The organism is Streptomyces sp. NPDC006872 (assembly GCF_040635845.1).
In the GTDB taxonomy this organism is placed as follows: Bacteria; Actinomycetota; Actinomycetes; order Streptomycetales; family Streptomycetaceae; genus Streptomyces.
On the sequence record NZ_JBEYIL010000005.1, the window covers coordinates 643145 to 657017 of the forward strand.

Genomic DNA, 13873 nt, shown 5'->3' on the forward strand with positions numbered 1-13873 from the left:
CCCCACCGCAGCCCTGTTTACGGGTCTTTTGCGAACCTGTCCGTGTCGTGTGCGCTACTTCGAGACGAACCCCTTGCAGTCAATGCTCGCGTATTGCTTGGGTCCTTGGACATGGAGGAAGAGCACGGTCCAGTCACCGGGGTCGTTCGCGACGGGGACGGCGTCGCCGGCTTTCTCGCCCCGCACATTCTGCTGGAAGTCGTCCGGATACGTCAGGTCCACCCAGTCGGTGCCGACTTCGACGGGCTTGCTCGTGTACCCCAGTTCGAGATTCTCCTGGAACCCGCCGGCGAAGGGCTTGCCCGTGTCCGCGTCGATCGCGTGCGGAGACTTCACGGCCACGGACACGTAGTAGGGCGTCGAGGGCTCATATTTGAGCCGGAACTCGATTCGGCCCTTGCCGGAGGTGTAGGGAGCGTCGCTGCCCGCTGCGGAGACCGAGCTCTGGAAGTACTGGCTGCGCTCCTCCACCGGCAGATTGCAGGTGCCCTCGCCGTACTGTGACGTCGTGTCAGCTGTCCAGTAGTCGCGCGAGGGGTTCGTCTGCTCGACGTAGGCAGGCGGCTGCACCTTCGACTTGTCGCTGCCGGCGGTCGTGGGAGCCGAGGAGGTAGTTCCCGGCGATGCCTCGCCGCCATTGCCTTTGTCACCGTCGCCGCCCATGTCGGGGAGCAGGTTGAGAGCGGCAACGGCTCCGAGGCCCACCGCCAGACCCGCTGCCCCGGCGATCAGCCAGGGTTTGCCGCGCCGCCGCACGACGGGCGCCGACCGGACCGTCTGCGTGGGCGTGTAGCCGTAGCCGTAGCCGTAGCCGTACGGAGGTGCCGCCGTCGGCAGGTCGTGCGGACCAATCGGGGGATCCGCGGGAGGGGCCGGTATCCCGGGCGAGGCGGCCGGGGCCCGGGGTGGGGCGGCCGGGATCTGCGGAACGGCCTCCGCCAGGCCGACGAGTCCCCCGTAGAACGCGTCCTCGACGAGGGCCGTCCGCACCCCGCACCGCGCTATCAATTCGGCGAGCCCCGGCCGGGCGGTCGGCTCCTTGGCCACGCATGCCTCGACGAGAGCGGCCAGCTCCGCGTCCACGCCCACGAGATCGATGGCCTCGTGCACGGCGCGATAGCTCACTCCGGCGGGCTCCCCGTGACCGAAGGGCGGCCGGCCGGTGGCCGCGTAGGCGAGCGTCGCACCGAGCGCGAAGACGTCCGCGGCGGGCCCGACCTCGTTGCGCAACAGCACCTCGGGGGCGGTGTAGCCCGGTGTTCCCGGTGCGAACCCCGCCTCGGTGAGCGCCGTCTGGGAGGCGCTGCGCGCGATGCCGAAGTCGATGAGCTGCGGGCCCTGAGCCGCGAGGATCACGTTCTGCGGCTTGAGGTCCCGGTGCGTGACTCCGTGCCCGTGCACGGCCTCGAGCCCCTCGGCCAGCGCCGCGAGCACCCCTCGGCACGTCTCCGTGGGCAGCGGCCCGCCGGCCGCCACGGCCTTGCTCAACGTCGGCCCGGGAACATACTCGGTAGCCAGCCAATAAGGCGCCGCGTCCAGCGAAGCGTCGATGAGGTTCGCCGTGTAGGCGCTGCGTACCGCCCGCGCCGTCTCCACCTCTCGCCGGAACCGGGCCAACGCCTCCGGGTGGTCGATGATCTCGTCCCGGATCACCTTGATCGCCACGAGCCGTCCACCGGGCGAGCGCCCCAGGTAGACCTGCCCCATGCCACCCGCCCCGAGCCTCGCGAGGAGCGTGTGCGCGCCCATTCGCGCGGGGTCATGAGCCTTCAGTACATCCACCGAACCGACCTTGCCACACAGATCAGTTCGCCCGGGAGACCGTCCCCCCACCGACCCCCGACCGACCCCCCGGTGAGGTTCCTGTCGATCACCTCAAGGCCGCCCCTGGAGCACGTCAAGCCCGTCCCATCGTTCGACCACGGATTCCCCACCCCCCACCATGATCGGGCAACGCACGCACAAAGGTTTCGGCATCGGCCATACGTTCCACCCCGTGATTTCCGAAGACACTCCCCCCAGAACCGCCCGCCGCGCTCTCCTGCGCGGCGGCATGGCCGGCGCCCTGGCCCTCGGCGGCACAGCCCTCGCCACCACCTCCGCCTCGGCCTCCTCCCCCACCGCCCCCCGCTCCGCCCCCCGCCCCGGCACCGCCGCCGAGGCCCTGCGTGAGCTGGCGGCCGGCAACCTGCGCTGGCGCACCTACCGCGAGCGGCACCCGGACGAGACCCCCGCCGTCCGCCAGAGCCTGACGACGGCTCAGCACCCCTTCGCCGTCGTCCTCGGCTGCATCGACTCCCGGGTGCCCCCGGAACTCGTCTTCGACCAGGGCCTGGGCGACCTGATGACCGTCCGCACCGCCGGCGAGGTCCTGGACGAGGCCGTGCTCGGCAGCATCGCCTACGGAGTGCTCGAACTGGGCATCCCGCTGGTCATGGTGCTCGGCCACCAGTCCTGCGGCGCGGTGAAGGCCGCCGTCCAGGCCGACCTGACCGGCGAGGAGCTCCCCGCCCACATCCAGTACCTGGCCGACCGGATCAGCCCGAACATCGACCGCACCAAGGTCGGCGACGCCCGCGTCGACTCGACCATCGACGCCAACATACGAGCCGTCCGCGCCCGCCTCGCCGCCGAACCCGACCTCGCCGCGAAGATCGCCGCCGGAGAGCTGGCCGTCGTCGGCGCCCGCTACGAGCTGACCACGCAGCGCGTGCACCGTATCGCCTGAGGCTGCCGCCCCCGCGCTGTCACGGGGCCGAGGCCGCGTCCCGGTACAGTTCCGCCGCCTCGGCCCCCAGGACCACGCTGTAGGAGATGTCGGCCGTGGCCCCGCCCTGCTCATGGCCGCCGAGGATGCCGACGACCTCGTCGTCGCCGTTCACCCACGGACTGCCGCTGGTTCCGCCGGTGAAGTCGGGGCAGTCGATGCGCTGCTGGGTGCGGTTGTGCGGGGTGGGCCGGTTGGTGCAGCGGATCGGGGCCTCGATCGAGGTGGGGTAGCCGGTGACGGTCACGGCGGTGGCCCCGGTGGTGGTACCCGTGACGAACCGGTTGCCGCCGACGACGTCCTCGACGTCCTTCCCGCCCCGCTCCCCGACCACGGCGAACGCGACATCGCTGTCCTCGTCCTGCCCCTTCGCCCACCCGTCGGGCAGGAAGACCCGCTGGACGTTCCAGACCCCGTGCGGGGCGACGCCGTCCCGGTATCCCGGGGCGAAGACGAGATCGCCGTCCCCGGCCCCGGTCAGACAGTGCGCCGCGCTGACTATGAGGTCGTGCTGCGGGCTGTGCACCACGGACGCCGTGCAGAAGTGCTCACCGGCGAGCTTGCCGGCGTGCGCGTCGGCGGCGGTGAACAGCGTGCCGACCCGCGCGGTCTGCGCCGTCGCCACCGCGACGGCCGTCACGCCGAGGGGCCCGGGCCCCCCGTCGGCGGCCGCCTCGGAGGCGGAGGTGACGGCCAGCAGGACGACCGCACCGAGCAGGGCGTTTCGCTTCATCGGGTTCACTGTGTCCCACGAAGGTGAGAGAAGCCTCAGATACCTCTTCCGGTCCTTCCGACGCTACCCGCACTCGGCCCACACAACCTTCCCGGCCGTGCCGCCCGACGCCGAGGCACCCACCGCACGGCAAGTTGTAAGTTGTTGGACCCACATACGCAACGCTCCTCGGCGCTCACCCATGTGGGTGACATCGCTCCTCACGACCCTCGAGAAGGACACCCCCGTGGCTGACATCCCCGCCGACCTCACCTGGACCCGAGCCGCCCCGCCGGACGCCACCGGACCCGGCCCCTGGTTCGAGATCGCCTTCGGCGAGGGGGACGGAGAGGACGACACGGAGGCCCCGGTCTACCTGCGCGTGACCGACAACCCGGGGAACGTCGTCACGACGAACCGCCGCAAGTGGGACGCGTTCGTGCTGGGCGTCCAGGCAGGCGAGTTCGACCACTTCGTGGAAGGGCTTCTCCCCGAGCCACCGCACGATGCCCAGGGCGTGTAACGCGCTCGAGGTCAAGTCCCGGCCATCCGCGCACCATCCGCCCGCCATTGATCAGCAATCCCCCAACCCCCTTCGGTATGGCGGAAGTCAGGATTCCGCCGCCTGCCTTGTTGTCGCGTACTCAACAAGGGAACGTCGTCCGCGGGCCGCCGCCCGCACCACGCAGAACCACCCGCACTGCCCCTGCCACCCCACTCCCAGGAGCGTGTACGTTGCGTACGACTTCCCCCGACTCCGCTGCCATATCCGGCAGATGGCGCCGCATCGGCGCCTCGGCCCTCGGCGCCGCCGCCCTCGTGTTCGCCGGTTTCGGCACCGCGGCCCAAGCGAGCGCGGCACCCACCGCCACCCCCACCGCCTCCTCGAAGGTGACCTGGGCGGCCACCCCGTGTGCCACGCCCAAACACAAGGGCGATCTGGCCTGCAACTCCTTCCGCGTCACCGGCGGCATCACCGCCTTCCAGAAGCAGGAGGCCAAGGCGGACGGCATCACGCCCAAGGCCGCCGACGCCTCCACCCCCTCCGGCTACGGCCCGTCCGACCTCCAGGACGCCTACGGCCTGACCGACGCGGCCGCGAGCAACGGTGACGGCGAGACCATCGCCATCGTCGACGCCTACGACGACCCGAACGCCGCCGCCGATCTCGCCAAGTACCGCACGTACTACGGCCTCCCCGCCTGCACGGTCGCCAACGGCTGCTTCAAGAAGGTGAGTCAGACCGGCTCGACGACCTCCCTGCCGACCGCCGACAGCGGCTGGGCCGAGGAGGAGTCCCTCGACCTCGACATGGCCAGCGCGGTCTGCCCGAACTGCAACATCCTGCTGGTCGAGGCGACTTCCTCGTCCATGGCCAACCTCGGCAAGGCCGTGAACGAGGCCGTGACGCTGGGCGCGAAGTTCGTCTCCAACAGCTACGGCGGCTCCGAGTCGTCGTCGGACACGAGCTACGACTCGTCCTACTTCAAGCACCCGGGCGTCGCCATCACCGTCAGCGCGGGCGACGAGGGCTACGGCGCCGAGTACCCGGCCGCGTCCAAGTACGTGACATCGGTCGGCGGCACGGCCCTCTCCACCTCCTCCACCACCCGCGGCTGGACCGAGAAGGTCTGGAACACCAGCTCCACCGAGGGCACCGGCTCCGGCTGCTCCGCCTACGACGCCAAGCCGACCTGGCAGACCGACACCGGCTGCTCGAAGCGCACCATCTCGGACGTCTCGGCCGTGGCCGACCCGGCGACCGGCGTCTCGGTCTACGACTCCTACGGCGTCACCGCCGGCTGGTACACCTTCGGCGGCACCAGCGCCTCCGCCCCGATCATCGCGGCCGTCTACGCCCTCGCCGGCACCCCCGGCAGCAGCGACTACCCGGCCTCGTACCCCTACGCCGCCGCCGGCACCTCCGCCCTGAACGACGTCACCAGCGGCAGCAACGGCACCTGCTCCTCCAGCGCCAGCTACCTCTGCACCGCCAAGTCGGGCTACGACGGCCCCACCGGCGTCGGCACCCCGGAGGGCACGGACGCCTTCACCGGCTGACGCTCAGCCACACCCGCACCAACCCCGAACGGGCCCCGGCACCCAGCCGAGGCCCGTTCGCCGTTCGTCGCCACGCCTGTGAGATGTTCGTCATGAGAACATCGAAACGTACGCTCACCCGACCAGCCGTCAGAAACGGCGCAAGGCCGTGAAGTGGGCTAACGACGGAACCACACCACAGGTTCCGCACCCACCTCATTGCCCGGCGTGACCTGCCGTGATACACAGAGTGACTGTACGAGCCATTCGTACGAATCCCGCCCATCAATGACGCCAAGTCGACATACGACGGCGGCTTTGTCGGCGAGAATAGGCGTGACCTCTGCACACCGGCAGGGGAACTGCGGAACTACCCACCAGGGGCGGTGACTTACATGCTGTTTGCGGCCGACAAGGGCGATATCAACACCATCATCGGTGGGATCGCTCCGGACTGGGGGCCCTTCGGCAGCCTGGGCAACGAGGCCAAGGTGTTGATCGAGGTCGTGATGGCGGTCGCCATCCTCCTCTGCCTCGGCATCGCCATCTGGGGCGCGGCCAAGCAACGCATCGGCGCGACCGCCCTGCGGGACACCTTCAGCGCGGAACAGGGCAAAGGCCTCATCATCGCGGGCCTGACGGGCGTCTTCATCATCGGCTCCCTGGGGACGCTGTTCACGATCGTGTACGGCATGGCCGTGTAGCCGCGTCCCTCCGCACCACCCCCAGTCCCGTCCGGGCACGCCCGGCCCGCCATCCCCACCCACCTGTCGTGCCCACCGGCTGAGGTTGCGTTTCCCTGATGTCCCTGATGTCGAGTCACCACACCGCGCCCGCGCGGGAACCAGCACGGCTACCGTCGTACTTCTACGCGTTCCGGTACGGCAGCGAGGGGGCGTTCGCGGCATGACTCCCGGCGACGAACACGACTACGGCGAATCCGCGCGCACCGACGAGAGCCACGGGTACGGCGGAACCCGCCTCCGACTGCCCGAGAACGACCCCTACGGCGGTGCCCGCAGAGGCGGCCGCTCGTCCTCCCGCAGCCTGGTCACGGTGGTCGGCGTCGTCGTCCTCCTCATCGCAGCGATCGCCTTCGCGAACCGCGGAGGAGACGATTCCTCTTCCACGACGGCAAGCGAAGGCCCCGCCGACAAACCAAACCCCACCAGCACAACAGCAACCGGCACGAAGCCGGTGGAGACGAAGACGGGCGGCATCCCCTCGGGGTTCGCACGCACCCAGCAGGGAGCCCAGTCGGCCGCCGCCAACTACGCGGTGGCGCTGGGCTCGACCGGCATGTTCCAGCAGGACAGCCGGCACGACCTCGTCGACACCGTCTACACCACCGCCGCCGCGGCCAAGCTGCAGACGGCCATGGACCAGGCGTACTCGGCGGACTTCCTCGCGAAGATGGGCCTCGACGCCGACGGCAAGGCCCCCGAGGGCAACACCTTCGTCTCACGTGTGGTGCCGGTGGGCACCACGGCCCAGACCTACTCCGACAGCACCGCCAAGGTCGCCGTCTGGTACCTGGGCCTCATCGGCATGTCCGGGACGACCTCCACCGACCCGGTCACCTCGTCGTGGAAGACCTGGACCTTCGACCTCGCGTGGACCGGCGGCGACTGGAAGATCGTCGACGACCAGCAGCAGGACGGTCCCGCCCCGGTCCCCGGCGACGACGCGGCCGCCACCTCCGACGAGATCAGCAAGGCCATCGAGGAGTACGGAGGGTTCACGTATGCCCGGTAAGCCGCGCCGCCTGCTCAGGCTCGCCGGAGTCGTGACGGCCGTCCAGACCTCGGCCGTACTGCTGGCCACCCGCGCCTTCGCGGCCCCCACCCCGTCGCCGTCGCCCTCACCCTCGCCGTCCGGCAGCCTGGACTGCAGTCTCATCTCCGGCGAGGCCAAGAAGTACTGCGAGAAGGGCAACGCGGACTCCGGTACCACCACCAACCCCGGCGTCTCCGACACCCTCGACCCCCTCTCCTCGCTCGCCAAGGGCTGTGCCGACGCCGCCGCATGGACCGTCGACAAGCTCAGCGAGGCCGTGAAGGACACGGCGAACGTCGACTTCACCAACGAGCGGTTCCTCAAGCAGTACGCCGTCGTCTTCGCCGCCTCGACCGTCCTGACCCTCCTGCTGTGGCTGCTGGCCGTCGCCAAGCGAGCCGTGCGGGGCGTGCCGCTCACCACCGCCATCGGCGAAGCCGTCGGCTTCCTCTGGCTGACCGTCCTCGCCTCCGCCTTCACCCCCCTCATCCTCTACACCGTCGTCTCCGCCACGGACGGCATCACCGACGTCCTGGCGAAGACCACCGGCAACCAGACCGACACGTTCTTCGGCACCTTCTCCGAGGCCCTCGAAAAGGGCGAGAACATCGGCGGCGGCCCGATCATGCTGATCGTCGTCTCCATGGTGTCGATCCTCGCCGCCGGCGTGCTCTGGCTGGAGCTGGTCCTCAGGGCGGCCCTGCTCTACGTCGGCGCGCTCCTCGGCACCGTCGTCTACGCGGGCCTCGTCGACAAGCACCTGTGGAGCCACGTCCGACGCTGGGCCGGCATCATGATCGCTGTCATCCTGGTCAAACCGGTCATCGTGATCGTGCTAGGCCTCGCCGGGGCGCTGTCCGCCGACGACGGCCCGAACGCCTTCTCCGCCGTCGTCTCCGGCCTCTCCATCATCCTGCTCGCGATCTTCGCCAGCGCGATGATCTACCGCTTCGTCCCCGGCTTCGGCGACGAGATCGCCAACGGCCGCAACAACCGCATCATGCAGGGAGCCGAGGGCAAGGCCGCGGCCGTCATCAGCTCCCCGGCGACCCTCGTCGCCCAGGGCATCAAGACGCACAGCTCCCGTGCGGACAACAACGGCGGAGGCGGCCAGTCCGGCTCCTCCGGCGCCCGCCCCTCCAACCCCGCATCCGGCGGGGTCGCCGCGCACAGCTCGCGCACCTCGAACGGGGGCGGCGGATCTGTCCCCTCCGCCGCACCCGCACCCCGCGCGAGTAGCCCGGTCAACACCCCGCACGCCGGCAACACCCGCAACAGCAGTACCAACCGCACGGGAGGTGAAGGGCGTTGACGACCGAGTCCCATGTGTCCCACGGGATCACGCCCCGCCGTACATATCTGATCGGCCGTGCCCGGCCGAACGCGATCGTCGGCCGCAACCGCGAGACCGGCGAGATCGCGCTCATCGTCGTCGGCGCGTTCCTCGGCATGATGTGCGGCCTCCTCGTCCCCGTCCTCGCCCTGCGCATCGTGCTGCTGAGCGGCTTCCCGATGCTCGGGCTGGCCGCGGTCTACGTGCCGTACAAGCACCGCACCTTCTACAAGTGGTTCGAGATCAACCGCAGTTACAAGCGCACCCTCCGCCAGGGGACCACCTACCGCTCGTCCGCCGCCGAGGCAGGCACCCGGATCGACGGCCAGGAGATCGAGATCGGCCCGCCCCCGGGCATCGGCCGCATCAGCTGGCTGGCCGCCCCCTTCGGCCCCGACGAGATCGCCGTCCTCCTGCACGCCGACCGCCGTACGGTGACGGCCGCCATCGAGATCGAGGGCCCGGGCGTCGGTCTGCGCGACAGCGAGGACCAGGAAGCCCTGGTCGACCGCTTCGGCACCCTCCTCAAGCATGTGGCCAACGGCGACGGCTTCGTCACCCGCATCCAGATGCTCGCCCGCACCCTCCCCGCCGACCCCGACGCCCACGCCAAGGACGTCGCCGTCCGCGGGGACGAGAAGTCCCCGGACTGGCTGGCCCGCTCCTACGACCAGCTCCAGTCCATGGTGTCCACCAGCAGCGAGCAGCACCGCGCCTACCTCGTCGCCTGTATGCACTACACCCGCGAGCTGTCCGCCGAGGCGCACGCCATGGCCCGCGCCGCCCGCCCCCGGTCCGGCCGCAAGCTCGACCGCGACGCCGGCCTCGCCGTCGTCATGGCCCGCGAGCTGACGGACATCTGCTCCCGCCTCCAGGAGGCGGACATCCGCGTCCGCCAGCCCCTCGGCCAGGGCCGACTGTCCTCCCTCGTCCACTCCATGTACGACCCGGACCACCCCATCGACCACATCCAGGCGATGACCAAGCGCAACGCCTGGCCGGCCGAGCTGGACGCCATGGAGCCGACGTACCTCCAGGCCAAGACCCGCGAGTCCTCCACCCGAGCCCCCTGGTGCCACGCCACGGCCTGGGTGAAGGAGTGGCCGATGACCCCGGTGGGCGTCAACTTCCTGGCCCCCCTCCTCGTCCACACCCCGGACGTCATCCGCACCGTCGCCGTGACCATGGACCTCGAACCCACCGAGGTCGCCATCGAACGCATGCTCACGGAGAAGACGAACGACGAGGCGGAGGCGAGCCGCGCCGCCAAGATGAACCGCACCGTCGACCCCCGCGACGTGGCCGCCCACGGCCGCCTCGACCAGCGCGGCGAGGACCTCGCGTCCGGCGCGGCCGGCGTGAACCTGGTCGGCTACATCACCGTCTCCTCCCGCAACCCTGAAGCCCTCGCCCGCGACAAGCGGACGATAAGGGCGTCGGCGGGCAAGTCGTACCTGAAGCTGGAGTGGTGCGACCGAGAGCACCACCGGGCGTTCGTGAACACCCTCCCGTTCGCCACCGGAATCCGAAGGTAGGGGCTGATGAGCTGATGCGGGATCCGCTGTCCGTCCTCACGGACGCCTTCACCTCCTTCCTCTTCGGCAAGGTCGAGACGACCCGGCTGCCGGTACGCACCTCCACGGGCCAGGCCCAGGCGGTCTACCTGCCCACGGCCGCCCCCGGCCTCGGCGACTCCGGCGTCATCATCGGCCGCGAGGTCTACTCCGGAAAGGGCTATATCTACGACCCCTTCCAGCTGTACGGCCAGCAGCTCCCGGCCCCGCACTGGCTGGTCCTGGGCGAGTCCGGCAACGGCAAGTCGGCCCTGGAGAAGACCTACGTCCTGCGCCAGCTCCGCTTCCGCGACCGCCAGGTCGTCGTCCTGGACGCCCAGGGCGAGGACGGCGTCGGCGAATGGAACCTCATCGCGCAGGCGCTGGGAATAACCCCCATCCGCCTGGACCCGATGGCCGCCCTGGACATGGGTATCCGCCTCAACCCCCTGGACCCGTCGATCACCACGACGGGCCAGCTGGCGCTGCTGCGCACCATCATCGAAGTGGCGATGGGCCACGGCCTCGACGAGCGCTCCGGCTTCGCGCTCAAGGTCGCCCACGCCTACGTCAACGAGACGATCGTCGACCGCCAGCCGGTCCTGATGGACATCGTCGAACAACTGCGCCACCCCGAACCGGAGTCGGCAGAGGCGATGAACGTCGCCATAGACGACGTTCGGGCCTGGGGCTTGGACGTGGCACTGGTCCTGGACCGCCTGGTCGACGGCGACCTCCGCGGCATGTTCGACGGCCCGACGACGGTCGGCATCGACCTGGACGCCCCGCTCATCGTGTTCGATTTGTCCCACATCGACCGCAACTCGATCGCCATGCCGATCCTGATGGCGATCGTCGGGGTCTGGCTGGAACACACCTGGATCCGCCCCGACCGGAAGAAGCGCATCTTCCTGGTCGAGGAGGCCTGGCACATCATCAACAGCCCGTTCGTGGCCCAGCTGTTCCAGCGCCTGCTGAAGTTCGGCCGCCGGCTCGGCCTGTCGTTCGTCGCGGTCGTCCACCATCTGTCCGACGTGGTCGACGGAGCGGCGGCGAAGGAAGCGGCCGCCATCCTCAAGATGGCGTCCACCCGGACCATCTACGCCCAGAAGGCGGACGAGGCCAGAGCGACCGGCCGGGTCCTCGGCCTCCCCCGCTGGGCGGTGGAGATCATCCCGACCCTCACCCCCGGCATCGCGGTGTGGGACGTCAACGGCAATGTCCAAGTCGTGAAACACCTGGTCACGGAGACGGAACGCCCACTGGTCTTCACCGACCGGGCCATGACGGAAACCTCCGCAGAACAGGCGGCCGCCGACGACGACGCCCTGCTCGCCGCCGAACTGGAACAGGAACGACGAGCCGCGGCCTTCATGGAACAACACCTGGCCGACCTGGACGGCTCGTCCGAGTCGACGGTGGCGTAGGCATCGATGTAGGGCGCAGAGGGACGGGGTTGTCATGAGACCGGGTGACGAGCAGCGCGGCCAGGGCCAGGGAGGCATCCCCGACGGGCTGCTCGTCGGCATACTCGCGTTCCTGCTCGGCATGACCCTGCTGGTCTGGACGGCGACCGGCCTGGCGGCCCTCTTCGCCCACGGCTCCTGGCCCGCGGGCGTCACCTTCACCCGCACCCCCCTCGCCATGCGCCACCTGGTCGCCGAGCCCCACGACATCCCCGGAGCCTGGCCGGAAGCAGCGGCGGCAGACCTCTCGGGCTACGGACTGTTCTGGGGCCTGTTCATCGGCGAGCTGATGATCCTCTTCGTCCTCACGGTGTTCGCGATAGGAACAGTGGCCCGATGGCGCGCGGTGCGAGCGAGACGCCGGACGACACCACAGTCACCGCCCCGACATGACGCACCTGCACATGAGGTGCCTGCGCGTGAGGCACCGACGCATGAGGCACCTACGCATGAGGTGCCCGCGTACGACGTACCGACGCCCAGAACAGAACCGGCACCCCAGCCGACGCCCCAACCGGCCCCGGAGGCGAAGCCGCTGAGCCCCACGCCGGTGCCGATGCCGGCGGCTGCGGCCGCACCGACGCCGATGGAGCCTCTCGGTCCCGTGATCTACGGCCCCCCGGCCACCCGCCATCCCACCGCCGCCCAGGCCGTTCGGGACGCCGAGGGCCCCGCCCTCGTCCTCACCTCCGCCCCCTCCCTCTGGCAGGACACCAAGGACGCCAGAGCCAAGCTGGGCCCGGTCCACCTCTACGACCCCACCCACCGCTGCGACACCCCGGCCCGCCTCCACTGGTCCCCCACCACAGGCTGCGAGGTCAAGGCAACGGCGGCAACGAGAGCAGCCGCCCTCCTGACCCCCGTACGCCCCACCGCCCGCCTGGACCAGACGGTCAGCGAAACGGCGGAAACCCTCCTCCGCAGCTACCTCCACGCCGCCGCGATCGACGGCCGCACGATCCGCCACGTCCACCGCTGGTCCCAGGGCACCGGCATCCAGGAAGCGGTCCGCACCCTCCGCACCAACCCCAAGGCGGCCCCGGGCGCGGCCGGCGAACTCGAAGCCGCCCTCACCGCCCACCCCGAACGCCGGGACATCGCCCAGGAACTGACCGCCCGTGCCCTCTCCGCCCTCTCCACGGTCAACATCCGCGAGGCCTGCACTCCCAATCGAGCCGATGCCCTCGCCTTGGATTCCTTCGTGGACGAGGGGGGAACGCTTTACGTGGTCGGCGAATCCCTTGAGGACCCCAGGACAAACCCAGGCGCGATGCCTCTCCTGACGGCCCTCGTCTCCAGCGTGGTCGAGCGCGGCCGGACCATGGCCGAACGGTCACCCGCCGGTCGCCTCGACCCACCACTCAGTCTGGTCCTCGACGACGTGGCGGCCGTGGCCCCGATCTCCCGGCTCCCGGAGCTGCTGGCCACCGGAGCGGACCGCGGCCTGCCCACCCTGGCCCTGCTCCGCTCCCGCGAACAGGCCCGCTCCCGCTGGCCGAACGCCGAACTACCGGTCTGACCTCACTCGCGCTCCAGGGCGAACTCCAACTCGTTCTCCCCTTGTGCCTGCGACAACGGCACGATGACTCCGGTCGGCTCGAACCCCACCTTCCGATAAAACCGCTGCGCCCGTCCGTTCTCCTCATGCACGATCAGCCGGACGCGCTCGGCACCCTGCGCCCACGCCCACTCCAGGCCGGCGTCGAACAGCACCTCGGTCAGCCCGATGCCCCGGAACTCCGGCTGCACGAACACAGCGACGATATGCCCCTGCCGCTGCTCGACGTCGAACCCGGCCCAGTCGGTCGTCCCGGCCTCTTCCAGGAGCACGGTCAGGGTCCCGACCCACTCTCCGTCCGGCCCCTCGGCGATGATCTGCTGGGCCCCGCCGGCACCCTCGGCAGCGCCCACAGCTCGCTCCTGCCAAAAGGAGTCCGGCCGGGCCACGGCAGTCTCGTAGGTGTCGAGGAAAGCAAGATGCGCGACCGGATCCCGCAACGCGATGAGCCGCAGTTCCTTTGCCGCAGCCCACTCGTCGGCCCGTATGGAACGGATCTTGTAGTTCATGCGGACCACGGTAGCCGAAACGCAGAAAACCCCCGTACCGAATTAACGGTACAGGGGTTTTCTATAATATTTGTTCGGCGGTGTCCTACTCTCCCACAGGGTCCCCCCTGCAGTACCATCGGCGCTGTAAGGCTTAGCTTCCGGGTTCGGAATGTAACC

The 13873-nt window shown here is 69.9% G+C and carries 12 protein-coding genes and 1 rRNA gene; 9 read left to right on the top strand and 4 right to left on the bottom strand.

Annotation, left to right across the window (positions count from 1 at the left end; genetic code table 11):
• Positions 1 to 54 precede the first annotated feature (54 nt).
• Positions 55 to 1749, bottom strand: a complete 1695-nt coding sequence (locus tag ABZ725_RS18840; RefSeq protein WP_358803727.1) for a serine/threonine-protein kinase — start codon at positions 1747 to 1749, stop codon at positions 55 to 57.
• A gap of 304 nt (positions 1750 to 2053) precedes the next feature.
• On the opposite strand from ABZ725_RS18840, the gene ABZ725_RS18845 reads away from it, so the two are divergent.
• Positions 2054 to 2728 (top strand): carbonic anhydrase, encoded by a 675-nt coding sequence (locus ABZ725_RS18845; protein WP_358803767.1) that lies wholly within the window; start codon positions 2054 to 2056, stop codon positions 2726 to 2728.
• Between the two features lie 19 nt (positions 2729 to 2747).
• Here the strand turns inward: ABZ725_RS18845 and ABZ725_RS18850 are convergent, their stop codons facing one another.
• A complete protein-coding gene (locus tag ABZ725_RS18850) occupies positions 2748 to 3500 on the bottom strand; it encodes a trypsin-like peptidase domain-containing protein (RefSeq protein ID WP_358803728.1) in 753 nt (250 codons plus the stop codon).
• Between the two features lie 226 nt (positions 3501 to 3726).
• Between ABZ725_RS18850 and ABZ725_RS18855 the strand changes: the two genes are divergently transcribed.
• The 8 genes from ABZ725_RS18855 (at position 3727) to ABZ725_RS18890 (ending at position 13166) form a co-directional block, all read left to right on the top strand.
• Positions 3727 to 4002, top strand: coding sequence for a DUF397 domain-containing protein (locus ABZ725_RS18855; RefSeq protein WP_358803729.1), 276 nt, complete (start codon positions 3727 to 3729; stop codon positions 4000 to 4002).
• 212 nt (positions 4003 to 4214) lie between these two features.
• On the top strand, positions 4215 to 5540 hold the full coding sequence (locus tag ABZ725_RS18860; RefSeq protein WP_358803730.1) for a S53 family peptidase: 1326 nt from the start codon (positions 4215 to 4217) through the stop codon (positions 5538 to 5540).
• Between the two features lie 374 nt (positions 5541 to 5914).
• Positions 5915 to 6223 carry a hypothetical protein gene (locus tag ABZ725_RS18865; protein ID WP_190151986.1) on the top strand — a complete coding sequence of 103 codons (309 nt, stop codon included), beginning with the start codon at positions 5915 to 5917 and terminating at the stop codon, positions 6221 to 6223.
• Positions 6224 to 6425: 202 nt separating this feature from the next.
• Complete coding sequence (locus ABZ725_RS18870; RefSeq protein WP_358803731.1) at positions 6426 to 7274, top strand: hypothetical protein; 849 nt, start codon at positions 6426 to 6428, stop codon at positions 7272 to 7274.
• Positions 7264 to 8607, top strand: coding sequence for a hypothetical protein (locus ABZ725_RS18875; RefSeq protein WP_358803732.1), 1344 nt, complete (start codon positions 7264 to 7266; stop codon positions 8605 to 8607). The genes ABZ725_RS18870 and ABZ725_RS18875 overlap by 11 nt, the downstream gene beginning before the upstream one ends.
• On the top strand, positions 8604 to 10163 hold the full coding sequence (locus tag ABZ725_RS18880; protein ID WP_351911323.1) for an SCO6880 family protein: 1560 nt from the start codon (positions 8604 to 8606) through the stop codon (positions 10161 to 10163). Before ABZ725_RS18875 ends, ABZ725_RS18880 begins: the two co-directional genes overlap by 4 nt.
• Before the next feature lie 14 nt (positions 10164 to 10177).
• On the top strand, positions 10178 to 11608 hold the full coding sequence (locus ABZ725_RS18885; protein ID WP_351911322.1) for an ATP-binding protein: 1431 nt from the start codon (positions 10178 to 10180) through the stop codon (positions 11606 to 11608).
• 34 nt (positions 11609 to 11642) lie between these two features.
• On the top strand, positions 11643 to 13166 hold the full coding sequence (locus tag ABZ725_RS18890) for a type IV secretory system conjugative DNA transfer family protein (RefSeq protein ID WP_358803733.1): 1524 nt from the start codon (positions 11643 to 11645) through the stop codon (positions 13164 to 13166).
• 2 nt (positions 13167 to 13168) lie between these two features.
• Here the strand turns inward: ABZ725_RS18890 and ABZ725_RS18895 are convergent, their stop codons facing one another.
• Both ABZ725_RS18895 and rrf read right to left on the bottom strand, forming a co-directional pair.
• Positions 13169 to 13714 carry a GNAT family N-acetyltransferase gene (locus ABZ725_RS18895; RefSeq protein WP_358803734.1) on the bottom strand — a complete coding sequence of 182 codons (546 nt, stop codon included), beginning with the start codon at positions 13712 to 13714 and terminating at the stop codon, positions 13169 to 13171.
• Positions 13715 to 13786: 72 nt separating this feature from the next.
• Positions 13787 to 13873: ribosomal RNA gene (gene rrf / locus ABZ725_RS18900) — 5S ribosomal RNA — on the bottom strand; the annotation flags it as partial.

Excerpts from the sequence above, each read along its gene's own strand:
- ABZ725_RS18840 (WP_358803727.1), bottom strand. The coding sequence starts at position 1,749 with ATGGGCGCGCACACGCTCCTCGCGAGGCTCGGGGCGGGTGGCATGGGG.
- ABZ725_RS18845 (WP_358803767.1), top strand. The coding sequence starts at position 2,054 with ATGGCCGGCGCCCTGGCCCTCGGCGGCACAGCCCTCGCCACCACCTCC.
- ABZ725_RS18850 (WP_358803728.1), bottom strand. The coding sequence starts at position 3,500 with ATGAAGCGAAACGCCCTGCTCGGTGCGGTCGTCCTGCTGGCCGTCACC.
- ABZ725_RS18865 (WP_190151986.1), top strand. The coding sequence starts at position 5,915 with ATGCTGTTTGCGGCCGACAAGGGCGATATCAACACCATCATCGGTGGG.
- ABZ725_RS18870 (WP_358803731.1), top strand. The coding sequence starts at position 6,426 with ATGACTCCCGGCGACGAACACGACTACGGCGAATCCGCGCGCACCGAC.
- ABZ725_RS18875 (WP_358803732.1), top strand. The coding sequence starts at position 7,264 with ATGCCCGGTAAGCCGCGCCGCCTGCTCAGGCTCGCCGGAGTCGTGACG.
- ABZ725_RS18885 (WP_351911322.1), top strand. The coding sequence starts at position 10,178 with ATGCGGGATCCGCTGTCCGTCCTCACGGACGCCTTCACCTCCTTCCTC.
- ABZ725_RS18890 (WP_358803733.1), top strand. The coding sequence starts at position 11,643 with ATGAGACCGGGTGACGAGCAGCGCGGCCAGGGCCAGGGAGGCATCCCC.
- ABZ725_RS18895 (WP_358803734.1), bottom strand. The coding sequence starts at position 13,714 with ATGAACTACAAGATCCGTTCCATACGGGCCGACGAGTGGGCTGCGGCA.